19 protein-coding genes (1 of these 19 running past the window's edge) are annotated in these 23,252 nt (G+C 31.1%); 8 read left to right on the forward strand and 11 right to left on the reverse strand.

Annotated features, from left to right (window positions below):
* Positions 1 to 47: 47 nt before the first annotated feature.
* From AQ1689_RS06610 to AQ1689_RS06635, 6 genes are all read right to left on the reverse strand, one after another.
* Positions 48 to 371, reverse strand: coding sequence for a toxin-antitoxin system YwqK family antitoxin (locus AQ1689_RS06610; protein WP_101955569.1), 324 nt, complete (start codon positions 369 to 371; stop codon positions 48 to 50).
* Positions 372 to 384: 13 nt separating this feature from the next.
* Entirely contained in the window at positions 385 to 1,470 is a 1,086-nt protein-coding gene (locus tag AQ1689_RS06615; RefSeq protein ID WP_101914920.1) for a diphosphomevalonate/mevalonate 3,5-bisphosphate decarboxylase family protein, read from the reverse strand.
* Between the two features lie 126 nt (positions 1,471 to 1,596).
* On the reverse strand, positions 1,597 to 2,529 hold the full coding sequence (locus AQ1689_RS06620; RefSeq protein WP_145993634.1) for a hypothetical protein: 933 nt from the start codon (positions 2,527 to 2,529) through the stop codon (positions 1,597 to 1,599).
* A 9-nt stretch (positions 2,530 to 2,538) separates the two neighbouring features.
* Entirely contained in the window at positions 2,539 to 3,399 is an 861-nt protein-coding gene (locus AQ1689_RS06625) for a hypothetical protein (RefSeq protein ID WP_101955570.1), read from the reverse strand.
* Between the two features lie 21 nt (positions 3,400 to 3,420).
* Positions 3,421 to 4,992: a SusD/RagB family nutrient-binding outer membrane lipoprotein gene (locus AQ1689_RS06630; protein ID WP_101955571.1), complete on the reverse strand. Its 1,572-nt coding sequence runs from the start codon at positions 4,990 to 4,992 to the stop codon at positions 3,421 to 3,423.
* 9 nt (positions 4,993 to 5,001) lie between these two features.
* The gene (locus AQ1689_RS06635; protein WP_101955572.1) at positions 5,002 to 8,091 is read right to left on the reverse strand and encodes a SusC/RagA family TonB-linked outer membrane protein; all 3,090 of its coding nucleotides are present in this window, start codon (positions 8,089 to 8,091) and stop codon (positions 5,002 to 5,004) included.
* Positions 8,092 to 8,529: 438 nt separating this feature from the next.
* Between AQ1689_RS06635 and AQ1689_RS06640 the strand changes: the two genes are divergently transcribed.
* From AQ1689_RS06640 to AQ1689_RS06655, 4 genes are all read left to right on the forward strand, one after another.
* Positions 8,530 to 8,763 (forward strand): hypothetical protein, encoded by a 234-nt coding sequence (locus AQ1689_RS06640; RefSeq protein WP_058885834.1) that lies wholly within the window; start codon positions 8,530 to 8,532, stop codon positions 8,761 to 8,763.
* 21 nt (positions 8,764 to 8,784) lie between these two features.
* Positions 8,785 to 9,087: a hypothetical protein gene (locus AQ1689_RS06645; protein WP_101955573.1), complete on the forward strand. Its 303-nt coding sequence runs from the start codon at positions 8,785 to 8,787 to the stop codon at positions 9,085 to 9,087.
* 87 nt (positions 9,088 to 9,174) lie between these two features.
* The gene (locus AQ1689_RS06650) at positions 9,175 to 9,795 is read left to right on the forward strand and encodes a hypothetical protein (protein ID WP_101955574.1); all 621 of its coding nucleotides are present in this window, start codon (positions 9,175 to 9,177) and stop codon (positions 9,793 to 9,795) included.
* A 131-nt stretch (positions 9,796 to 9,926) separates the two neighbouring features.
* Entirely contained in the window at positions 9,927 to 10,373 is a 447-nt protein-coding gene (locus AQ1689_RS06655; RefSeq protein ID WP_101914913.1) for a KTSC domain-containing protein, read from the forward strand.
* A gap of 360 nt (positions 10,374 to 10,733) precedes the next feature.
* Here AQ1689_RS06655 and AQ1689_RS06660 read toward each other — a convergent pair whose 3' ends face one another.
* The 3 genes from AQ1689_RS06660 to AQ1689_RS06670 form a co-directional block, all read right to left on the reverse strand.
* Positions 10,734 to 11,942, reverse strand: a complete 1,209-nt coding sequence (locus AQ1689_RS06660; protein WP_101955575.1) for a BaiN/RdsA family NAD(P)/FAD-dependent oxidoreductase — start codon at positions 11,940 to 11,942, stop codon at positions 10,734 to 10,736.
* A gap of 149 nt (positions 11,943 to 12,091) precedes the next feature.
* Positions 12,092 to 13,021, reverse strand: a complete 930-nt coding sequence (locus AQ1689_RS06665) for a GYDIA family GHMP kinase (RefSeq protein ID WP_101955576.1) — start codon at positions 13,019 to 13,021, stop codon at positions 12,092 to 12,094.
* A gap of 4 nt (positions 13,022 to 13,025) precedes the next feature.
* A complete protein-coding gene (locus tag AQ1689_RS06670) occupies positions 13,026 to 14,297 on the reverse strand; it encodes a hydroxymethylglutaryl-CoA reductase, degradative (RefSeq protein ID WP_101955577.1) in 1,272 nt (423 codons plus the stop codon).
* 142 nt (positions 14,298 to 14,439) lie between these two features.
* On the opposite strand from AQ1689_RS06670, the gene AQ1689_RS06675 reads away from it, so the two are divergent.
* The 4 genes from AQ1689_RS06675 (at position 14,440) to AQ1689_RS06690 (ending at position 20,716) form a co-directional block, all read left to right on the forward strand.
* Positions 14,440 to 16,584 (forward strand): S9 family peptidase, encoded by a 2,145-nt coding sequence (locus tag AQ1689_RS06675; RefSeq protein WP_101955684.1) that lies wholly within the window; start codon positions 14,440 to 14,442, stop codon positions 16,582 to 16,584.
* Between the two features lie 12 nt (positions 16,585 to 16,596).
* On the forward strand, positions 16,597 to 17,967 hold the full coding sequence (locus AQ1689_RS06680; RefSeq protein WP_101955578.1) for a peptide MFS transporter: 1,371 nt from the start codon (positions 16,597 to 16,599) through the stop codon (positions 17,965 to 17,967).
* 17 nt (positions 17,968 to 17,984) lie between these two features.
* Positions 17,985 to 20,099 (forward strand): peptide MFS transporter, encoded by a 2,115-nt coding sequence (locus AQ1689_RS06685; protein ID WP_101955579.1) that lies wholly within the window; start codon positions 17,985 to 17,987, stop codon positions 20,097 to 20,099.
* Positions 20,100 to 20,197: 98 nt separating this feature from the next.
* A complete protein-coding gene (locus AQ1689_RS06690) occupies positions 20,198 to 20,716 on the forward strand; it encodes a thioredoxin family protein (protein ID WP_101955580.1) in 519 nt (172 codons plus the stop codon).
* 17 nt (positions 20,717 to 20,733) lie between these two features.
* Here AQ1689_RS06690 and AQ1689_RS06695 read toward each other — a convergent pair whose 3' ends face one another.
* Complete coding sequence (locus AQ1689_RS06695; RefSeq protein ID WP_101955581.1) at positions 20,734 to 22,758, reverse strand: ComEC/Rec2 family competence protein; 2,025 nt, start codon at positions 22,756 to 22,758, stop codon at positions 20,734 to 20,736.
* 414 nt (positions 22,759 to 23,172) lie between these two features.
* Positions 23,173 to 23,252: the 3' end of a type I restriction endonuclease gene (locus tag AQ1689_RS06700; protein WP_101955582.1), read on the reverse strand. Its footprint extends 1,054 nt past the window's final position; the window shows 80 of its 1,134 coding nt (coding positions 1,055-1,134); its start codon lies off the right edge, out of view; the stop codon is at positions 23,173 to 23,175.

Raw genomic sequence — 23,252 nt, forward strand, 5'->3', positions numbered from 1 at the left:
GTTTTAATTACTTTGCAAAAGTACAGGTAAAACTGTTAGTTTACAAACTAGTACACGTTTTTGTAAAAAGTTTTCCAAACCCCTATTTTTTTGTTGTTTCGGTACTTTCCTTTGGTTTTTATTTTGCCGTTTTTGTAAAAGGTTTTCCAAACGCCTTGTTTTTGATTGTTGTTATATTTTCCTTGCTCTAAAAGCTGACCTGTTTTATAAAATGTTTTTAGCGTGCCTTTAAATTCTTGAATACTGTAATATTCATGATTTTCTTTAACGGTTTCTTGCTTATTTTTATCGAGCCAAATTGTTTTTTGAGCGCTAACAGCAGTGCTTAATAAGCTCAAAAATAACAGGATTGTTATTGTTGATTTTTTCATGTTTTTTGATCAATTAAGCATGTATTTCCTTAGCTCCCAAACCTACATAATCTGTAATATACTGATTTTTTTGGCAATAATCGGCTAGCTTATTTTTGATAAACAGCTCCACATTTTTCTTTTCGTTTTCAGGATATAATACATGAACATTTGCCCCAGCATCTAAAGTAAAACAGATATTGCTATTATTTTGGGCTCTATATTCCCATATTTTATTGATAACCTCAAGCGTATTTGGTTTCATCAATATAAAATACGGGTTGCTAGTAAGCATCATTGCGTGCAAGGTTAACGCCTCGCTTTCTACTAAAGTGATAAATTCGTTGATCTTACCGTTTTGAAGAATTTCAGACAATTTCGACAGGTTTTCATTTGCTTGTATAAAACGCTGTTCGGCGTAGGGATGCTCGTGCATTAAATTATGCCCAACGGTAGATGAAACTTGTTTTTCGCCTTTATCGACCAATAAAATGGTGTCGCAATAATTTTCAAAAATAGGATGTATTTTATAAGGAAATTTAACGGCAAATAAATCAGAACTTCCTTCAATTTGAGGATGTTTTCCCCAAACTACTAATTTTCCTTCTATGCTTCTACTAGCGCTTCCAGAACCTAAACGGGCTAAAAAAGAGGCTTTTTTATGGATGAAATCGGCAGTTAAAGCAGGGTTTAAGGCTTTTTCTAAGCTCAATAAACACATGGCAATTGCCGACATTCCACTTGCTGATGATGCAATTCCGCTACTGTGAGGAAATGAATTTTCAGAAGAAATAATCATTTTATAGTCTAAAATATACGGGCAGTATTCTTGTATTCTTTCAAAAAATTTAGCAATTTTCGGCTTGAAATCTTCTTTCTTTTTTCCTTCGAAAAATAACTCAAAAGTAGGGGTATTGCTTTTTGCTGTTTTTTCAAATTCAATAGTAGTAATGGTATGGCAATTATTTAGCGTAAAGCTGATAGACGCATTTTTAGGGATTTGCGGTTCGCTTTTTCCCCAATATTTTACCAAGGCGATATTACTAGGTGTTTGCCAAGTGTAAGTGGCTTTTTGAATTGTTTCTGTTACTTTTTTTGAAATAAAATCTGCTGTATTCAATTTTGTTGCTATTTATAACAAAGATATGTTTTGTAGCAGTTATTTGAAAATAAAAAAAGGCTGTCTTTTTAAAGACAGCCTTTTTAGTAATAAATAAAATATATTAATTCAAATAATTATATAATATTATTTAGTAGTATCTACTAAAACTTTTCCATTAGCATCTTTTACGATATACGTAGAATCCTCATTTACAGTTACAGTTCCTGCATCTACAAATTCAGTCCATTTATCATTAGCAGTATTAAATGTTAAATTTACAGAATTAGATGCTTTCTTCGCTACACCCATACTAAAAGGAACAGTTAAATTAACAACTGGATCTCTAGGAAAATCACCATAACCTCCAATGTATCCTTCAATAGTATATTCACCACTTTTTAAAGTGTTTGCATTTAATGTGAATTTTGAAGAACAGTCATCTTGAACAGGATCAATATAAGTACCATCAGCACTTACTAAGTATAAGTAAAATTCAACTCCTGCTTCACATAAATCAGTTCCGTTTGGTCCTAATACACTTTCATGGTTTATAGCTAAATCTAAACTAGGAATATCTTTAATTGTAATAGGTATAAAAATAGGATTTCCTTCTTTGCTTGTTTTCACACGATTGTATGTGTGATCTTCAATACGTAATACATGTTTCTCATTACCTTCACTATAACTATCTACAAGAGCTGAAATATTAAGCTCTACTTCTGTAGCATAAGCAGGAATTTTTAATTCAAAACCTCGACCCTGCTCAAGAGATGAAGATGTTTGATCTTGAATGTTTAAAGATAAATCTTCTAAAACCTGGTTGTTTTCTTCATCGTTTTCAGCCCCTACTACAGAAACTAATAAGATAGAAGGTTCAATAATTGCTTTATCAAGGGTAAATTTAATAGTAGCATCTTTCCCTTCTTCTATTAGTAAAGAAGATACAGAAGCTGTAGCAACAGGTCTTTTATCCTCTGTTGTTAACATGCCTGTTTCTGTGAATTCTGGGTCACATGACGCCATCGCTAGCCCTATAAGAGCTATTGAGGCTGTTTTATATAAAATATGTTTCATCATTATTTTAATTTATTTTTTAGTATATGTACTTTTTACTTTATAGAATTTTCCATCAAAAACAACTTTGTATTCAATAGTAATATTTCCATCTGCATCAACTTCACCTGCTTTAGTTGAAGCATCTCCGTCTAAAGATTGAACTACATTACCCCAATGACCTCCTAGTTGTTGATCTTTAATAAATACTTCACCACAAATAACTTCAAATATAAAACCATCATACTTCGCAGGGCTCAAAGAACCTACTCCCCATTTATAAGTTGATTCTGTTCTGTATAAGTTAGGTGTTCCATCGTGTAAAACAATAGCTTCTCCAGGATAATCTATCAATAAAGGAGATCCATCGTATTTAGCACCTACCATTTTGTTATCGTAAGTAAAATCTTCAACATTTGCTTTACATCCAACAAAAGTTATTGCAATTTGGTTGTTATTAGATCCTATTACAACATTATTACCTTGTTCAATGCTAATTTCTAAAACTACTTTAGAAGGAACAGATAAATTTAAAGAACCTGTATTTACTGTTAAAGGGATTAGTGCAAAATCATCACCTGCTTTAAGTGTAACTTTTTTAGTCTCTAAAGAAAATTCAGTACCTTCTGTTGCTGAAGATTTATCTGCAAGAACCTTAATTGTTACCTCTAAATCTTCTTTCAAAAATTGACCATCTCCTCCTCCTAAGAATTTAAGAGGGATTTTTGATACTACAGCTCCTTTATCTTCAAAATGAGAAATTGTTTTAGCTCCTTCAAAACCTACGATGTAGGCTCCGTTTTTATCGACACTAGTAAACTCTTGATCTTCTTGACATGCAGAAAAAGCAAGTAGCGCTACTATAAAAAATAGTGTTATTTTAATTGTTTTCATTTTTTTTCTAATTTTAAAAAATTATTTTGTAGTATCCCAGAATATCGTTTTGGTAAAAATATCATTTTGAGACACCCCTTGAGCAGTTACATTAGCAGTGTTACCTGAGTATTCCGAATCTGGATAAGGAAAACGATTTGGTTTTTTATTACTAGTTGCTCTTAAAGGCATCGGAGTAGCAGGAAATCCGGTACGGCTATACTCAATAAAAGATTCAATAGCATTTACACTATTTAAAGCAATCCATTTTTGAGTCATAATTGCTTCTATTTTATTCGTAGAAGCATCCCAACCTAATTTATTAATTGTGCTAATTTTAGACATGTAAGCTTCAATTTCGTCACTAGTAATACCGTGGTGACTAAGTGATTCTCTAACACCACTTTCAAATAATGCCTTAGCATCTCCTGAAATTAATCCTTTAGTTACTGCCTCTGACTGTAAGAATAATGATTGTGCCGAACTAATTAAAATACCATTAGCTTCAGCGCCTCCTTTAAAAGGAATTGCTCCAATACTAGATACTTTTTTAGGCGACTCTGCTTTTAACGCACCTTGCTTAATACCTGCATATTCGTCATCTCCAGCATCATTTTTAAAACTATTATAAAGTGTTTTTAATCGAGGGTCAGCAACTCCTGTTAAATTTCCATTTAAAAAATTAATAGCATGCTGAGCAGCAGCAGACTGTGCGTACCAATTGTTGGTTTTTCCTTCAGAATCGTGAAAACGATTATAAAACGGGCTGTTTTTGTCTTCGTTAGAATTGTTAAATCCTGGGTTTATAGTAACAGTTTCTCCTACGCCAATTAAACCTCCATTTTGAGTTAAAGAAGCCTTTTCTTTATTGATGTGAGCTACTGTTTCAGCATCCGTTAAATCAGACTGTCTTACTAAAAGACGTAATTTAACGGTGTTTGCTAATTTAACCCACTTGGTCATGTCTCCTTGATATACAATATCTTGAGATATACTTGGGGTTATTACAACACCTGTTTCTTTATCTGTTTCTTCTGCTGTACTAGGAATGTTAGAAAGAACAGGGTCTGCATTATTAATTAAAGAAATCGCTTGGTTTAAGTTAGCAACTAATGCACGATAAATTTCTTTCTGATCATCGTAAGCTGGCGATAAGTTTTTACCTCCTTTAAAAGCTTCAGAATAAGGTACGTTACCCCATAAATCAACAATTGTTTGCATGTAAAAAGATTTATTAATTAAAGCAATTGCTTTATAATAATCATCTACACCAGGCGTACTTGTTTGAATAATATTGTCTAATTCAGAAACTCCTAAATACATAGAGTTCCATAACCAAGAAACATCACCAGTTTTAATATCTAACTTAGTCCATGGGTCATAAGCTCCTGTAAAGTTAAGAATGTTACCAGACCAACTCCCCATTAATACGTTTCCGTAAATGTTTCCATTTACAACTTTTCCTGAATAAGAATCAAGTAAAGCAGCTGGTAATTGAATTCCTTTTGTTACTTGTGTAGGATTGTTTAAATCCGTATTTACATCTAAGTAATCAGAACATGCCCCTAATGAAATAACGGCGGTTCCTAATAATATATTTCTAAATAATTTCATAATTTAATTTTATAAAGATAAGTTAACACTAAGCCCATAATACCTTGTAGGAGGTAATAAATCATACCTTGCAGCTCCACCAGCATTTGCTGAATTATCACCACCTGTAGAATTATACTCAGGATCTGTAAAACCTCTGTTTTCTTTAGATAAGATAACAAAAGGATTTCTTGCGCTTAAACCTATCTGTAAAGTACTAACTCCTGTGTTTTTTAAGAAGTCTTTTGGCATATCATAGCTTAATGAAATTTCACGTACTTTTAAAGCAGTTGCATCTAAAACAAAGTTCTCTTGTGTATCGTTAAAACTACCTGTGTAGTAATTTGTAATAGAATTTGCAGTTGTTCCTCCAGTAATAACGTTTGTATTAGGAGTGAATTTTCCGTCGGCACCTTTTATTACAGAGTTAGGGTATATAAAACCTTTACGACCCGATTGAATTGTTTCAACAGCTAAACCGTTTCTTGATAATTCTTGTTTTACACTACTGTAAATACTATGTCCTGTTCTATAATCAAGTGTTGTTGATAAAGAAAAGTTTTTATAGTTAAAACTAGAAGATAATCCTAAAACATAATCAGGAGTAACTTTTCCTAATACTACTTTAGCATCTGTTTGTAAAGGGTTTCCTGTATTAGCATCTATAATAACTCTTCCTTTGTCATCTCTTTGGTAAGCAATACCTTTAATTAAAGGGAATTCTTGTCCTTTTTGAGCTACAATATCAACAGAATTATCGTTAGAAATTACAATTTCGTCTAATGAATCTGAAATTTTATCAACGACAGTTTTATTTGTTGAGTAACTAGCTCTAAGATCCCAACGGAAATCTTCAGTTTTAATAGGAACGAAACCTAAATCAATTTCAAAACCAGTAGAAGAAGTTTGTCCAATATTAATACCTGCAGTTGTAAGACCACTCGCTCTAGATGCAGCAACCTGAACAACTTGATCAGTATTTTTAGATGAAAACACACTTGCATCTAAAGTAATACGACTTCTATATAAATCTACATTTAATCCAAATTCATGAGAAGCTGTAAACTCAGGTGTTAAGTTAGGGTCTGTAATAGTTCTGTCAGGACGAAAAGAAGTAACAGTTCCATAAGGAAAAGCATCTGGCTTTTCATAAATAGCATTAATAGCATAAGTACCTGCAGCGTCATTACCAACTTTTACGAAAGAGTATGATAATTTCATTTTGTTTAATACATCATTTTTTAAACTAGGAAATGCTTTTGTTGGTACAAAAGATACCCCTGCTGATGGATAAAAGAATGAATTGTTGTCTTTCGATAATTTAGAAGTCCAATCATTTCTACCTGTAAGGTTTAAAAATAAATAATCTCTAAAACCGAAATCAAAGTTTCCAAAAACACCAAAAGCTCTTCTTAAATATTTAGCATCAGTAACTGAAGGAGCAGAAGCACCAGAAGCGATATTTGCTAAAGATTCAATGGCTAAATTATCAACTGATGAATATAAATATTTACGGTTAAATTCTCTAATATCACCACCAATATTTGCTTTAAAAGTAATATCTTCTGTTAAGTTATAGTCAAAATTAAATTTATAGTTACTATAAATTTCTCTTGTTGTTCTGTTACGAGTAGAAAAAGTTGAAGAAGCTGTTCTATCACCTACTCGTACTACTGGCTCGGTAAAAGCATTTCTTTTGTATTCTTTATTTGTTTGGCGGAAAACAGCATTTCCTAAAACACTAAAGTTAATATTATCATTAATTTCATAACCTAAGTTTATAGAGGTATTAATAATATCACTTTTAGTAGTAGATCTTACATTGTCTAATACCCAAGAAGGGCTTAAATAATATGAATTCCAGTGACGTGTATTTCTTTCATCACCTTGAAGATCTTTAAAACGATTAACATCTATATTTGTTGGTGTTTGTAATAAAGCTCCATATACAGAGTTATCACCACGATCAGTTTCTGAACTTGCTACTTTTTCACTATCAACAATATAAGAAACAGCACCATCTACGGTAAGTTTCCCTACTTTTTTACCAGCTTTAAAATTAAAAGAACTACGCTTATATTTTTCATTAGGTATAATAGAAGTTACATCTAATAAACCAGCTGAAAAGTTTACATAACCATCTGCTAAACTACCCGTTGAAAGACCAATATTATGTTGTCTTTGAAAACCTGTGTTAAAGAAATCGTTAATATTATCAGCATTTCCAACGTATGGCGCATACATTTGTGCAGATCCTGGAGCAGCTACACCAATAGGTTGTAGTGAACCATCAAATGCAGGACCCCAACCACCATTTTCAGCTAAGTTGATACCAGTACCCCAACCTTGACCGTAAGTAGTTTGTCTTTCTGGTAAATATGCTAATTCTTGAACTTGTACAGAAGTACCAATTGTTACTCTAAATTTACCGTCATTATTTCCTTTTTTAGTAGTAACGATTAATACCCCGTTACTTCCGTCAGAACCGTATAAAGCAGCACCATTTGCACCTTTTATAACGTTTACACTTTCGATAGATTTAGGATCTAAAGCGTTTAATACAACACTAGAAGAAATAGCACCATCAATTACGATTAAAGCACTGTTGTTACCAGTTAAAGATCTATTACCACGTAATCTTAAATCAAAAGTTGGTTTTGCACCTTGACTTGTCGTGTTAATTTGTAAACCAGAAACTTTACCAACTAAACCTTGAGTAACCGTAGGTACTTCAGCTTTGGTAATTTCGTCTGCTTTTACTACTTGATTTGCCGTAGTAATTTCATCTGATTTTCTTTTAATCCCTAAAGCAGTAACTACAATTTCGTTTAATAAGTTTTCATCATCAGCTAATACGACATTAATTTTGTTAGAAGCTCCTACTGTTTTACGAGTTGTAGCTTTACCTACAAAACTAAAAATAAGGATGTCATTTTGTTTAGCGTTAATTGAATAATTACCATCAAAATCAGTTTCTACACCAGTAGTGGTTCCTTTAATAATAATACTAACTCCTGGAAGTCCTCCAGATTCATCTGAGACTACCCCAGATATCGTTTTTTCTTGTGCAAATGTAAACTGCGATACAAGAAAAAGTAGCCATAATAATGTTACTCTCATGTTAAAAAAATTTAAATTATTTACTCAAATAACTTAAATAATATAGCTGTTACCTAATTAATATCAATAAAGTACCTGCATGGGGTAAAAATGTATATATTAATGAGTGTTTTTGAGAAAAATTTAACAGTTTCCTTGTGACTTAATAAAAAAAAGTAGTTAGTGTTATTTTAAAATTAATTTTTTAAAGTTTGACTTTCTTTTTTTTGATTAAAATAGTAGTGTTTAATTTTTGAAAATTAACTAAAATTCCTAGCCCCGATTGTAGCAATTGTTTGAGCTCTTTTTTATTTTTTTCTTTTGAAAAATAAAAAAAGCGAGTGCGAAAAGCGGGAAATAGCTTCAAAAAATTATTAAATTTAAACAATAAAATTATTTTTTAATCGGTTTCTAGCATCTAAATAAGTATTTTTGTTTTGTAACAATAGTACAAGATATATGAGCAGGAAAATAAAACTACTTTGGGATTTTAAAGGACCAGATGGCTTAGCCACGGCAAAGCATCATTGCATTCATTTAAAAGAATTTGCGCAAATAGATGGTTTGGAGTATGATCAGGTAAATCACCAAGAATTGAATCCTATGCACAGTATTGCTTTTATTGTTGTCGCTGAAAATGATATGAAAATTTTTAGAGATGCTTTAAAGCCTCACCGAGGAGAAATCGCTTAATTTAACTTAAAAAATAAAAATATGTTTTTAATAAATGCTTTAGCAAAACCAAAGAAATCATCAGAACATTATGATAAAGTTGTAGGGGCTTATGTAAGTTTGTATATCGATTATAAAGATATTTCAGGCGCTCTTGAACTTGCAAAATATTATATAAAAGATGAAGGATGGAAATTAACAGAAATAGAGGAGGAGTATTTTACACTCGATTCTATAAATGATGTTGATCAAGAACAAAAAGAATTATACGAAGAAGTGGTAGAATACGGCTATACAATTGTATTTAACTGTTACCAGGAAGAAGGAGAAGAGGAAGAAGAATAATTTTTGCTTTGGTTCGTTTGTGTTTTATAACCGCAAGCGAACCAAAATATTTTTCTTTTATTAGCTGCTTAATTAAGTTGTATATTTATGAAGCGTAGTGTTATTTTTAGGGTTCTTTTTTTGCTATCGATTAGTGGGTTTAGTCAGCATAAATTTACTAGCTATTCGGCGCATACATCAATCACAACGGCAATTCGTATAAACAATGAAATTATTTCTTGCAGAACGGCTTTTTTTGAAAAACAATCACAAGAAAAACCATTGATGTTTCAGCATACGAAACTGAAAATTGCTGGGCTAAATAAAGTATCTAATATTTTATCAAAATACATAGAAACGCTTCAGAAAGAAATAAATACCGAGCAAATTTTATACAATATGTTGGCTGAAGACGCGTATAAAAAAATACTTTTTACAAGTAATAATGAGTTGAGTTTTAAAGGAAGGAAACTAAAATTAAAAATAGATGATTTATATGCCTTTGCAGTAAAAATTAATGGACACAAATTATCGCAATTAGACAATTTTTATAAAGATCATTTTAAAACAGATACCATTTATTATGATTTTGAAGAAAATCAATTAAATTATTTTGAGTATCATTTTACCGATAGATCTAATTATGGTATTATGATGGCATTAAATTGCTTGCTTTTAGAGGTGAAAACATTTCAGTTATTGTATTACGGTACGGTTATGAGTTATTAAATTAGGAATTGTTTTTGAAGTATTTAGCATGAATTTTTCCTAAAAAAAATAAAAAATTTTAAATTTTAACAGCTTTGCGCCTCATATTCAGATAATTTGAGTAATTTCGCGGGCTAAATTATTTCATACAGATGAAACGTATAAAAGAATATAAGAAGCTTTTTAAGGTAGAAGGTCCTATAGTTTTAAAAGAATTAAAAACCACTTACCGTGGATTGGTAAAAGAGTGGCATCCAGATAAATTTCTAGACGAAGAAAAGAAATTAGAAGCGGAAGAAGTAAGTACTCAAATTATTGATGGGTATCATTTTTTAGTAAGTATTGCTCCTGAAACGAAAGAAGCGCATGCTGATGCTTATAAAGCGACTATTACAGAATCAAGAGTTGCTGATTACCAACATAAAAGTATGTCTTTAGAGGTTACTTTTACTGATGGTAATACGTATGAATACTTTGGTGTTAGTAAGAAATTATTTATCAAATTTGTAAACGCAAAATCGATAAACAATTTTGGAAAAAGAAATATTTTCAATTCTTTTACATACAGAAAGTCGAAAAAAGCAATGGCGAACGCTTAAAAATTTGCTTTAACACTTCGTTGTTAATTTATATAAAAAAAGCCTTTTTCAAATTTGAAAAAGGCTTTTTTATTGTTTTATAGCTTTTTTAAGTTTTAAAAAAAGTGTTTTTCAAAAGAGATAAACGTCAAACTGAATTTATTTGAGTTTCGCATCCTAATTTACCACAGTTATTAGCTTTTTTTTGATGACTCTTGTCAATTCGAGTGATTTTAATGACTAAAAAGAATTAAAATTGTATCGAGAATTTGGATTTTTATATGTTGATAAATTTTATACTAAAAAAGTTCTCGATACAATTTTTTTGAAGGAAAAAATCACTTGAACTGACAGTTTATTTAATTTTTAAACAGGCTCTAATTATTCCGAAATACTTTTGGCACAAATATATGCGCCAGTCCACGCATTTTGAAAATTAAATCCGCCAGTAACAGCATCAATATTTAAAACTTCACCAACCATAAATAAGTTTTTATGTAGTTTACTTTCAAAACGTTTAAAGTTAATTTCTTTCAAATCAACGCCTCCAGCGGTTACAAATTCATCTTTAAAAGTGGTTCGCCCGTTGGCGTTAAACAATCCTTTTGTTAATTGCGTTGCTAAATTCTCTAATTGCTTATTACTTAAATCGCCCCAATTTTGGGTTGTTTTTACTTCGGATGCGCTTACAAAACGTTCCCATAAACGACGAGGAATATCAGCAAATGGCGATTTTAAATGTATTTGTTTTCTTGCTTCTGATTTCTTTAAGGCAGTTAATGTATCTAAAACATCATCAAAATCTTGCCCTAACCAATTTACTAAAACATTATATTGATAATTTTTATCAGCTAAAATACGTGCTCCAAAAGCTGATAATTTTAAAATTGCAGGACCACTTAATCCCCAATGTGTAATTAATAAAGGTCCTGAATTTTCTAAATTTGTTCCTACTAATTTTACATCCGCATTAGGAACAGATATTCCGCCTAAATCTATAATTCTTTTATCTTTGATGTTAAAGGTAAATAATGAAGGAACAGGTTCAACAACAGTATGTTCTAAAGTTTTACATAAATCCCAAACTTTTTTAGAACTACCAGCAGCAATTACTAAATAATCGGCTTTAAATTGTTGTTCTTTTGTGTTGATAATCCATTGTTCATTATTTTTTTCAATAGAATTTACACCATGATTTTTTAAGACTTTAATTCCTAATTTATCAACAGCATTTTGAAAACAATCAATAATTACTTGCGATGTATTTTCTTCAGGAAAAACTCTGTTATCATCTTCAATTTTCAATGGAACGCCTCTGTCATCAAACCATTCAAAAGTATCGCCTGTCATAAATTGATGAAAAGGACCTAAAAGTTCTTTTTCTCCTCGAGGATAAAATTTCACTAATTCTTTCGGTTCAAAACAAGCGTGTGTAACATTACAGCGTCCGCCACCAGAAATTTTTACTTTTTGTAAAACTTCTTTTCCTTTTTCAAGAATGGTAATATCTAAATCAGGATTTTGTTCTTTTGCATTAATTGCTGTAAAATGTCCTGCAGCACCGCCACCAATTATAATTACTTTTTTCATTTTTTATGTTGTCAGTTCGAGTGATTTTTTCTTTCAAAAATTGTATCGAGAATTTATTTAAAGCCTCGATACTTTTAAAATCAATCTATTTTATTCAAAATTTGATGCGATGCTGAACTAAATTCAGCATGACGGAGTTTTGTGATATTTTATAAAACCATTTTTTGATAAGGAACAATTGTATTGTAGCCTTTATCTTCGAAATAATTTACTGTGTTTTCATTTCCTGTAGCTAAAACAAAATCGCCACCCCAAGCACCTAAGCTTTTTATTTCGCCAAAATAATCAGCAAAAAGTCGTTTTTTTACAGGTGTTTGTTTAATAATTGAACTGATTATTTGTTCGTGTTCAACGATTATTTTATTGATGTTTTTAGTAGAGTCTGCCTTTAAAAATGCTTCTGTTAAATCGTTTATTTCAGGAATTAATTTTTTAGCACTTTCTCTGTGTTCTTTATATTGCGCAATTCCTTCTCGGCTATTTTGTTTTTGATTTAAATAGATAAAAAATAATTCATCTGCAAAAGTAGGATTAAATTTTACTTTTGATACCATCGGTTTTTTTTCACCTAGTTGATATAAAATTGGCGTGTTATTACTTGCACAAGCAATATCGTAACCACTTCCTGAAAAGGCATTTTGCAACAAAATAAACGGATTTACCTTTGCCCAATTTGCGATATTATTTATCAACGTTGATGAACTTCCTAATCCCCAGTTTTGAGGGAAAGTTAAGTTTGTTTTTACAAGATAGCCGTTTTTATCGCTTAGAAAATCAGGATTTAATTTTTTAGCTTCTTGTAAAATATCAGCTAAAGTTTCTGCGATAAATTCGGCATTTCCTTCTTTATCAGAATTAAAAGTAGCAGAAGTTAGGCGTAACTTTGGCAAATCGAAAGTAGCTTCAAACCAACATTCGCCAGTATTGGTAAAACTTCCCCAAATAAGTTGTTGTTCTTTGATGGGTTCAATTATTAAATCTTGCCCAAATTTGGTAGGAACCGCCAACGATGTTGCGCCATCTAAAACAAGATATTCACCTGTTAATAATAATTTTCCGTTGCTGTAAAATGTATCCAAAATTTTAGTTTCTTAATTCGTTAACTTTAGCAACTACGGCGCTATGAGAAACAGTTTTGTTATCAAAATAAGTGCTAACAATTTCTTTTTCTTCGGATGTTGCTTCTAGCTGATTTAAAATATTCTGCAAGTGCATTTTCATGTGTCCGTGCTGAATTCCTTTGGTTGTTAAAGCACGTAAAGCGGCAAAATTTTGAGCTAATCCTGCAGTTGCAACAATTTCCATCAGTTGTTTTGCGGACGGTTTTTGCATCATATCTAACGATAATTTTGCCATCGGATGCAAGCCTGTTAAACCACCAACAGTTCCAAGAGCAAGCGGAATTTCAATCCAAAATTTAAAGATTCCGTTTTTTATTTCGCAATGTGTTAAACTTCTGTATTGCCCATCTTTTGAAGCGTAAGCATGTGCGCCAGCTTCAATAGCTCTAAAATCGTTTCCTGTAGCTAAAACCACCGAATCGATACCGTTCATAATTCCTTTATTATGCGTAACGGCTCTGTAAGGTTCTATTTCAGCAATTTTAACAGCTTGTTCAAATTTTTGAGCAAATTTCTGAGGGTTTTCTCCGCCTAAATCTTCAATTTTACAAGAAACTTCAGCTCGAACCAAACACTGTGGAACATAATTCGATAAAATACTCATTACAATTTCTATATCATCTTTTTGAAAAGTTTTTGCAATAGCTTCCAAACAAGAATTGATAAAGTTTGCACCCATGCTATCTTTTGTTTCAAAAGTGACATGAAGTTGGTAGTAATTAGCAAGTTTATCGGTTTTATCAATCAATTGAATATCTAAAATACCGCCACCACGCTTTTCCATGTTTTTGGTAATCGAAGCCGTTGCGCTATATAAAGCTTGTTTTTGTTGCTCAAAATAAGTTGTCAACGCTTTTTTATCGCCTTGATACATAAAATGTACCTGCCCGATTTTTGTGGTAGAAATAACCTGGGTTTTAAAACCACCACGAGTACTCCAATATTTTGCAACTAACGATGCCGCAGCAACAACCGAACTTTCTTCAACGACCATCGGAATTACATAATCTTGCCCATTGATGATGAAATTTGGCGCAATTCCGTAGGGCATATAAAAATTAGAAATGGTGTTTTCTATAAAATCGTCATGTAGTTGTTGTAGCTTTTGATCTACATTCCAATATTGTTTTAATGTTTGTGTAATTTCAGGTTGGTTAGAAAAATAATTTTCTGTTAACCAAGCTATTTTTTCTTCTTTGGTAAGTTTAGAAAATCCAGCAATAATTTTAGACATTCTCATTTAATTTTAGGTGCTTCAAAGATAAATGAATCCTATTAAAATAGGCTGCTTATTTAGTATTTATGATTTTTTTGACACGTTTTTCGCTGATTTTTCCGTAAACTTGGCAAACTTTTCAGATAAACAACAATCTAACATGAAAAAAATACTACTACTTTTTATAGGATTATCTACATTATTGCAAGCGCAAAAAAAAGATATTTCCTTAGAAGATATATGGAGAAAAGGCACGTTTAGAGCCGATTATATGAATTCGTTAAATTCAATGAATGATGATTTTTATTCCTTATTGAATACTGAAAATGGAAATTCAACCGTAGATAAATACAGTTACAAAACTTTAGAAAAGGTTGAAACCATTGTAAACGGTGCTAATTTAAACGGCTTAAAAAGATTTGACTCTTATAGCTTTAATAGCGATGAAACAAAACTTATTTTAGGAACTAATTTTAAGCCTATTTTTCGTCATTCTTTTCTAGGAACATTCTATATGTATGATATTGCTTCAAAAACATTGAAGTTAATTGGAGAAGATATTCAACGTCCTACTTTTTCGCCAGATAGTAAAAGAGTAGCGTATGCAAAAAACAACAATTTATTTATTAGAGATTTTTCAAACAATACGCTTGTTCAGGTTACAAACGATGGTGAAAAAAATAAAATTATCAACGGTATTACCGATTGGGTTTACGAAGAAGAATTTGCTTTTGTAAGAGCTTTCGATTGGAGTGCGAATGGTAATCATCTTGCTTTTTTACGTTTTGATGAAAGTGCTGTTAAAACATTTTCAATGGATGTGTACGGAAAAGAGAAATATCCTACGCAACACGTTTTTAAATACCCGAAAGCTGGGGAAGATAACGCCAAAGTAACCTTACATATTTATACGCTAAGTACTAACGGAACAGCAAAAATGATTTTTGGTGATTATGAATATATTCCAAGAATCAACTGGACAAAAGACGATAATATTTTAGCAGTTCGTACTTTAAATCGTCATCAGAATGATTTAAAAATGTATTTTATCAATGCTAAAACCTACAATACTTCATTAATTTTAAATGAAAAAGATGCTGCTTATGTAGCGGTAAATGATGACTTAACTTTTTTAGATGATAATAGCTTTATTTGGTCTAGCGAAAAAGATGGTTACAATCATATGTATCATTATAATAAAAAAGGGAAGTTAATAAACCAAGTAACCAAAGGAAATTGGGAAGTAACAAATTACTATGGTTTTAATGCTGATAAAAACACACTTTATTACCAATCGGTTGAAAATGGATCAATAAATAGAGGTGTTTATAGTGTTTCTTTATCTGGTGAAAATAAAAAAATATTAAGTAATCCTTCAGGAACAAATAATGCTTCTTTTAGTAAAAACATGAAGTATTTTATCAATACTTTTTCGGATGCAACTACGCCAAGAGTTTATTCTTTAAGAAACGATGCAGGAAAAGTATTAAAAACAATTAAAGACAACGCTGCTTTAAAGCAAGTAGTTTCAACATATAATTTAAGTAAAAAAGAGTTTTCGACCATTAATGTAAACGGAAATGACTTAAATATGTACACTATTAAGCCTGCTAATTTTGATGCAAATAAAAAATATCCTGTATTGATGTATCAATATTCAGGACCGGGGTCTCAAAGTGTAAAAAATAGCTGGAATAATTCAAACGATTATTGGCATCAAATGTTAGCACAAAGCGGTTACATAGTTGTTTGCGTTGATGGTAGAGGAACTGGTTTTAAAGGTAGAGATTTCAAAAAAGTTACCTATTTAAACTTGGTAAAATACGAAACGGAAGACCAAATAGCAGTCGCTAAAAAATTAGCTAATTTACCGTATGTTGACGAAAAAAGAGTAGGTATTTGGGGTTGGTCATTCGGTGGACACATGAGTACGAATTGTATTTTAAAAGGAAATGATGTTTTTTCAACAGCAATCGCAGTAGCACCTGTTACTACTTGGCGTTTTTACGATTCTATTTATACCGAGCGTTACATGCGTACTCCTGAAGAAAATCCTACAGGTTATGATGCAAATTCTCCTTTAAATTACCCAGAATTATTAAAAGGAAAGTACTTATTAATCCATGGAACAGGCGATGATAATGTACACGTTCAAAATGCATACAGAATGGCGGAAGCTTTAATTCAAGCTAATAAGCAATTTGAATGGGGAATGTATCCTGATAAAGATCACGGAATTTACGGTGGTAATACTCGTTTGCATTTATACACGAAAATGACAAACTTTATTAAAAATAATTTATAAAATAAATAAAATATGAACACTGTAAAACAAGATGAGTTTTTAGGACATCCTAAAGGTTTATATGTATTATTTTTCGTGGAAATGTGGGAGCGTTTTTCGTATTATGGTATGAGAGCAATTTTAACATTGTATTTAGCGGCACCGATATTGTTAGGAAATCCACAATCTGGTTTTGGTTGGTCAAACGCCGAAACAATTTCTTTTTATGGAACTTATACAATGCTTGCTTATATCACCTCAATACCTGGTGGTTGGATTGCCGATAAATATATAGGACAGAAAAAAGCCGTAATGCTAGGTGGAATATTACTGTGTATTGGGCATGGTATTTTAGCAGTAGATGCACAATGGGCATTTTTTACAGGCTTATTTTTTATTGTAACGGGTGTTGGTTTTTTAAAACCAAATATTTCAACAATGGTAGGGGGATTATATCCTAAAGGAGATGATAGAAGAGATAAAGGTTTTTATATATTTTATATCGGAATAAATTTAGGTGCATTTTTAGGTGCTTTAGCAGTTGGTATTGTTGCTGCAGCCTACGGATGGCATGCTGGTTTCGGATTGGCAGGTATTGGTATGGCTTTAGGACAGGTTGTTTACATGTATGGAATTAAACATTTAGAAGGTGTTGGTGATTTTATGGGAACACAAGATTCGCCAAATAAAGAATTAATGAAAAAACCATTAACCGCTATTGAAAAAGATAGAATGTTAGTGATGTTTTTATCATTTTTAATCATCATTGTTTTCTGGGGAGCTTTTGAGCAAGCAGGAGGTTTAATGAGTTTATATACCGAACAAAAAACAGATAGATTGTTGTCATTTATAGGATATGAAGTTCCTTCGGCAACTTTTCAGTCAATCAACGCATTTTTTATCATTGTATTTGGAACTGCTGTTGGTGGTTTTTGGTATAAATGGGGTAAAAAAGGAAAAGAATCGTCTTCTTTATTTAAAATGGCAATTGGTGTAATTATTATGGCTTTTGGTTTTTTCTTTATGAGTAAAGCAAGTACTGAAGTTGTAATGGATGGAGAAAAAGTTATTGAAAAATCAGCAATGATTTGGTTAGTATTAGCTTATTTATTTCATACAATTGGTGAATTATGTGCCTCTCCGGTAGCTTTATCATTTATTACAAAATTAGCACCAGTAAAATATGCATCTTTTATGATGGGAGCTTATTTTGCTGCTACAGGTTTAGGTAACAAAGTTGCAGGATTTGTTGGGTCAATGTCTGAAGGAGCAGGAGAATTTCAAATATTTACAGGAATTGCAGTTTTCTGTACTCTTTTTGGAATCCTTATCCTTTTAATATTAAAACCATTAAAAAGATTAACTCACGGTGCAGAAGATGCTCAGTTAAATGTAAATAATTAAAATTAAAATATATAATAATGAGTGATACTAAAAAACAAAGTTTTTTTGATACTACTGTCTTAGGACATCCAGCAGGATTATTTGTGCTGTTTTTTACCGAAATGTGGGAGCGTTTCTCTTTTTATGGTATGCGAGTGCTATTAATTAACTTTTTAACCATGAGTCTTATCGGCTTTAACCCAGGTTGGGAGTGGTCGGTTGAAAACGCAGCAGCTTTATTTGGTACTTATGCGATGTCTTTATATTTAACACCAATTTTAGGTGGAGTTATTGCCGATAGATTAACAGGATATCGTTGGGCAGTTGTAATAGGGTCTGTAATTATGACACTAGGACACGTTTCTATGGCTTTTGAAACTGAATTTTCACTTTATTTAGGTTTAGGATTGCTAGTATTAGGAACTGGTTTTTTTAAGCCAAATATTAGTTCTATCATTTCTGAGATGTACAAAGAATTACCAGAAAAGAAAGATGGCGCTTATACCATATTTTATATGGGAGTAAATGCAGGAGCTTTTTTTGGAATGATGCTTTGTGGTTATGTTGCCGAAAAAGTAGGATGGGCTTACGGTTTCGGATTAGCAGGAATTTTTATGCTTTTAGGAACACTACAATTTTGGTTAGCAAAACCTTTGTTTGGAACAATAGGAGATGTGCCATCTAAAGTAAAAAAGGAAGTTAATACTGTAAAAGAAACTGCTAAAAAGCAAAGTGAAACAGTACTTGAAACAGAAGAAAAGCCAAACCCTTATACCTTAGTTGATAAAATATTAATTGCTGTTACATCGGTAATTGGTGTTGCGTATGCGTTTAATGATCCTTTAGACAAAATAGGAAACCTTAATTTATTTCCTTTCGAAGTAGCAGGGTTATCAGGGCAATATGCTGTGGCAATATTCGGATTAATATTATTTTTATACCTAGTAATTTCAAGAATATTAAGATACTCTACCGTGGTAAGAGATCAAATGTTTGCTGTAATTATATTTGCTTTTTTTACCGTATTCTTTTGGATGTCTTTTGAACAAGGAGCGTCATCATTAGTAATTTTTGCAAGAGATAATGTAAATAGAGTATTAACGGGTAATTATGCAGTGCTATTTAATGTTTTAAATACCTTGTTAACAATTGTTCCGTTATGTATTATTACCTACGTATTATACTTATTAGGTAAGCGTACTTTTAAAATTATACCAGGATCAAATATTGTTTTAATCATTTGTTTTACTGGTGTTTGGGCAGTAGCAGGATGGATGCTTAAAAGAGATCACGACACTACCTCATACGATGTGGTTTATAAAGCTGTGAAAACTGTTAAAACCGATAAAAAAGGTAATAGTTTAAAAGATGAAGAAGGTAACGTGATGTATGCTTATAAGGCAATAACAGAAAGTACTAAATTAACAGATACTGATGTTGTTGTTGATAAAACGACCTCAATAGGTGAGCCTGTAAAATTAGAAGTAGGCGCTAATATTTTAATGATTCCTAAAGATAAATTTGGAGAAAACTTCGGATATTTAGATGCTGATAGATTAAAACATGCAAAAGAAAGAGCTGAAGAATTACATAAAGATAACGGTATTGTAAAAGCAACCGTAGCATCAATAAACGATAGTGAAATTGAAATAACAGTTTCATGGTTTAGTATTTTAAACTCATTTTTTATTATTGCCTTTGCGTCAATGTTTTCTAAATGGTGGGAAAGTAAATACAATCCATCTGCAGCAAGTAAATATGCCTTAGGTTTAATTATTATGGCTATTGGTTTTGGTTTACTAGCTTACGGAGCATATGGAGTTAAAGCAGGAGTAAAAGTAAGTATGGTTTGGTTAATATTAGCCTACTTATTTCATACTTTAGGTGAATTATGCTTGTCGCCAGTAGGGTTGTCGTATGTATCTAAATTAGTACCAGCACGTATGATTGCATTAATGTTTGGTATGTGGTATCTTGCAATTGCTATTGGAAATAAACTAGCGGCAGTACTTGGTGGAAGTATAGAAAAAATAACAGAAGCCTATGATTTATCTACCTTCTTTTTAATATTTACGATAGTTCCTTTTGTAGCAGGATTACTGGTACTTTCATTAAACCCGGTGTTAAAAAAATTAATGCACGGTGTTAAATAATTAAAATATTAAAACATAAACAATTCAAAAACCTGTCAATTTTTAATAATTGACAGGTTTTTTTGTAAATTTGGAATACTTATTGACACTTAACAGATATGAAAAACTTATTTTTAGTATTATTTTTAGCGATTATTTCAGTTAATGTAAACGCCCAAGAAGACGTAAATTGGCTTACTTTTGAAGAAGCTATTGAAAAAAACACCGCAAATCCGAAGCCTATTTTAGTTAGTTTATATACCGATTGGTGCGGTTGGTGTAAAAAGATGGACAAAACAACCTATAAAAATAATGTGCTAGTTAGCTATATTAACAAGCATTATTACGCCGTAAAAATGGATGGCGAAGGTAAAGACGACATCAGTTTTAATGGAACAACCTATAAATATATAAAGCAAGATGGTATGAAATATCATGAATTAGCCGCTCAAATTATGAAAGGACAAATGAGTTATCCTTCTACGGCATTTTTTGATCCTGAAAAAAGATTAATTCAAACAATTCCAGGTTATTTAGAAAAGCAACGCTTTGAAAAAATAATTAACTTTTTTACAAAAGACACTTATAAGACTACTGAATGGACAACTTTTGAAAAAGAATTTAAAAGCAGTATTTAAAAGGTTTTATACCTTATTTATTTAAGGATAAAAGCGCCGTTTTTTCGAGTATCGTAAAACGGCATTTTTTGTTTTTTACAAATAGTTTCCCAATAATTTACATCGCTTTTGTAATTACTAGCATCGGCAATTATTTTCTTCGGATTTAACTCTTTTATCAATCTTTCGAGGTTTATTTTAGGTGATTTTTGTAAGACCACAATCGTATTTTGAAGCCCTATATTATAAATACCTAAATCATCAACAATTAAAATAGTATCGTTTTTAAAAGCAATAATATTAGGTATTTTATTTAAAAAATTACTATTTATATTTTCGTGAATTCGATAGCTTTTAATACTTCTTTCATTTGTTGTTTTAGAAGAATCTAAAGTATGTAAAACGTTAAAATTACTGCCATTTCTGATTCCTATCATATTTTTTATTCCTTTATTAAAAACAATCAATTCGCAGGTTTTTTGTTGCTTGTTTTTTTCAAAAATAAAGGTTATTTGTAACAGCATTATCGAGCTAAGCAATAACATAAATTGTTTGGCTTTTTTGTTGATAATAAATTGATACGTAAAAATAATAACAAGATACCAAAGTATCATCTTATAAAAAGACATGGATATTTCTTGAAATAAAAACTGTTCTTGATTGGCAATTAAAGCCACTGTTTTATTCATTAATGAAATAATCCATCCGTAGAAATCGAACAAAATTTGTAAGGGTATTTTTAAAAGAGCAAGAACTATAATTAAAATTCCACCGATTAAAATACTTCCTAAAAAAGGAATAATTAATAGGTTTGCAATAAAAAATAAGCCAGGAAATTGATGAAAATAATACAAACTTATGGGTAATATTCCTATTTGTGCGGCAATAGAAACGGTTAATAAACGCCAAAATTTATCTAACAGCCAAAACTTAGAAATCCATAAATTGTAGAGTAGTGGTTGCGTCCAAATAATTCCAAAAACCGCCAAATAACTTAGTTGAAAACCAACATCAAATAGAAATAAGGGTTTTAGCAATAACAAAAAAAGCATCGAACTAATTAACGAATATTCTACCACTTTTTTTCTTTTGAAAGAAGCACCAACGGCAACAAAGGTAAACATGGTAACCGCCCGAACCACCGAAGCTGATAATCCTGCGATAAAAGCGAACATCCACAACAATATTAAAATAATAATTGTTTTAAAAAGCAGCCCATTTTTAAGCCGTTCTATCGGTTTGAATAGGCTGTTTAATAACAGGAATAAAATTCCAATATGTAAGCCTGAAATAGCCAAAATATGAACCGCTCCCGCATTAGTATAATTTTGAAGTAAATTTTTGGATATGTTTTTTCGTTGCCCTAAAAGCAGGGCGTTAATTACCGATAATTCCTCTTTTTTAAAGCCTTTATCTTTTAAAGAAGTTTGAATATTGTTTCTAAATTGTTCAGAAACACCATAAATGGATGTTTTTCCTTCCGCTAATTTCTGATAATTAGTAGGATTTATAAAAACCTGTTGATACACATATTGCTTAGCTAAATATTCTCGATAATCAAATTGATACGGGTTTAAAGCACCTGTTAAATTTTTAAATTCAGCGGTTGTAACAATTAAATCATCCACATTTAAAAGCGTTGAAATACTATCTTTTTTAAGGTTGATTAAAATACTTCCGATTGTTTTTTTAGTATCAATTTGAATAACATCGGCAATATATTTATGCGCATAATTACTCGTTTTTAAAACTCTATGTATTTGTATGATGATGTTTGAATTGTCCGTAAGATGTTGCTTGTAATAAGAGTCATAATTTTTAGGATTATGTATAAACGTGATTGAAATTCCTATAAAAATAAAAAATAAAAGGCTTGTTAGTGTAAAATAAAGTTTCTTTGCAGCGTTTTTTTTCAGAAGAAATAAAACACCTATAAAAGCCAACATAAAAAGCGCTAAAAAGCTAAAATTATAGCACCAAATAGCGGTATGAAATTGCAATAGAATTCCAATAATAATACAAATCAGAAAATGAAAAGGCAGGTATTGCAGTAGTTTTTTCATAGCTCTTTAAAGTTATTTTTTAAAGTTATGAAAAATAAATTAGTTGCATGTTTAATTTATCTTATTGATTTTTTAATATTTAAAAATGTTTTAAAGGAGTAAAAAAGCAACCCTTTTTCAGATTGCTTTTTATAGCAGAAAACCGAATGCGTCAAGCTGAATTTAGTTCAGCTTCGCATCTTTATTTTCCGTAGTTTTTAGCTTTTTGATAAAATAAATTCAGTTTTGAATAAAGATAGCGCAAATTTTCACAATAAAATTAAAATAGTCTTCGAGTAGCAACAGACCTCACAGGTTTTTAAAACCTGTGAGGTCTAAGTTTAACTAAATAATTTAGGTGCTTTATTTTTAAACAAGTTCTCGATACCATTTTTTGAAGGAAAAAATCACTCGAACTGACAATTTCTTTAATTTTTAAACAAGCTTTGATAGATTATCAAACAAAAAAAGCAACCTCAAATGAGATTGCTTTTTTATAGTATATGTAAGAAAAA

The organism is Tenacibaculum finnmarkense (assembly GCF_900239185.1).
Classification (GTDB): Bacteria; Bacteroidota; Bacteroidia; order Flavobacteriales; family Flavobacteriaceae; genus Polaribacter; species Polaribacter finnmarkensis.

Excerpts from the sequence above, each read along its gene's own strand:
- AQ1689_RS06610 (WP_101955569.1), bottom strand. The coding sequence starts at position 371 with ATGAAAAAATCAACAATAACAATCCTGTTATTTTTGAGCTTATTAAGC.
- AQ1689_RS06620 (WP_145993634.1), bottom strand. The coding sequence starts at position 2,529 with ATGATGAAACATATTTTATATAAAACAGCCTCAATAGCTCTTATAGGG.
- AQ1689_RS06625 (WP_101955570.1), bottom strand. The coding sequence starts at position 3,399 with ATGAAAACAATTAAAATAACACTATTTTTTATAGTAGCGCTACTTGCT.
- AQ1689_RS06630 (WP_101955571.1), bottom strand. The coding sequence starts at position 4,992 with ATGAAATTATTTAGAAATATATTATTAGGAACCGCCGTTATTTCATTA.
- AQ1689_RS06635 (WP_101955572.1), bottom strand. The coding sequence starts at position 8,091 with ATGAGAGTAACATTATTATGGCTACTTTTTCTTGTATCGCAGTTTACA.
- AQ1689_RS06640 (WP_058885834.1), top strand. The coding sequence starts at position 8,530 with ATGAGCAGGAAAATAAAACTACTTTGGGATTTTAAAGGACCAGATGGC.
- AQ1689_RS06645 (WP_101955573.1), top strand. The coding sequence starts at position 8,785 with ATGTTTTTAATAAATGCTTTAGCAAAACCAAAGAAATCATCAGAACAT.
- AQ1689_RS06650 (WP_101955574.1), top strand. The coding sequence starts at position 9,175 with ATGAAGCGTAGTGTTATTTTTAGGGTTCTTTTTTTGCTATCGATTAGT.
- AQ1689_RS06655 (WP_101914913.1), top strand. The coding sequence starts at position 9,927 with ATGAAACGTATAAAAGAATATAAGAAGCTTTTTAAGGTAGAAGGTCCT.
- AQ1689_RS06660 (WP_101955575.1), bottom strand. The coding sequence starts at position 11,942 with ATGAAAAAAGTAATTATAATTGGTGGCGGTGCTGCAGGACATTTTACA.
- AQ1689_RS06670 (WP_101955577.1), bottom strand. The coding sequence starts at position 14,297 with ATGTCTAAAATTATTGCTGGATTTTCTAAACTTACCAAAGAAGAAAAA.
- AQ1689_RS06675 (WP_101955684.1), top strand. The coding sequence starts at position 14,440 with ATGAAAAAAATACTACTACTTTTTATAGGATTATCTACATTATTGCAA.
- AQ1689_RS06680 (WP_101955578.1), top strand. The coding sequence starts at position 16,597 with ATGAACACTGTAAAACAAGATGAGTTTTTAGGACATCCTAAAGGTTTA.
- AQ1689_RS06685 (WP_101955579.1), top strand. The coding sequence starts at position 17,985 with ATGAGTGATACTAAAAAACAAAGTTTTTTTGATACTACTGTCTTAGGA.
- AQ1689_RS06690 (WP_101955580.1), top strand. The coding sequence starts at position 20,198 with ATGAAAAACTTATTTTTAGTATTATTTTTAGCGATTATTTCAGTTAAT.
- AQ1689_RS06695 (WP_101955581.1), bottom strand. The coding sequence starts at position 22,758 with ATGAAAAAACTACTGCAATACCTGCCTTTTCATTTTCTGATTTGTATT.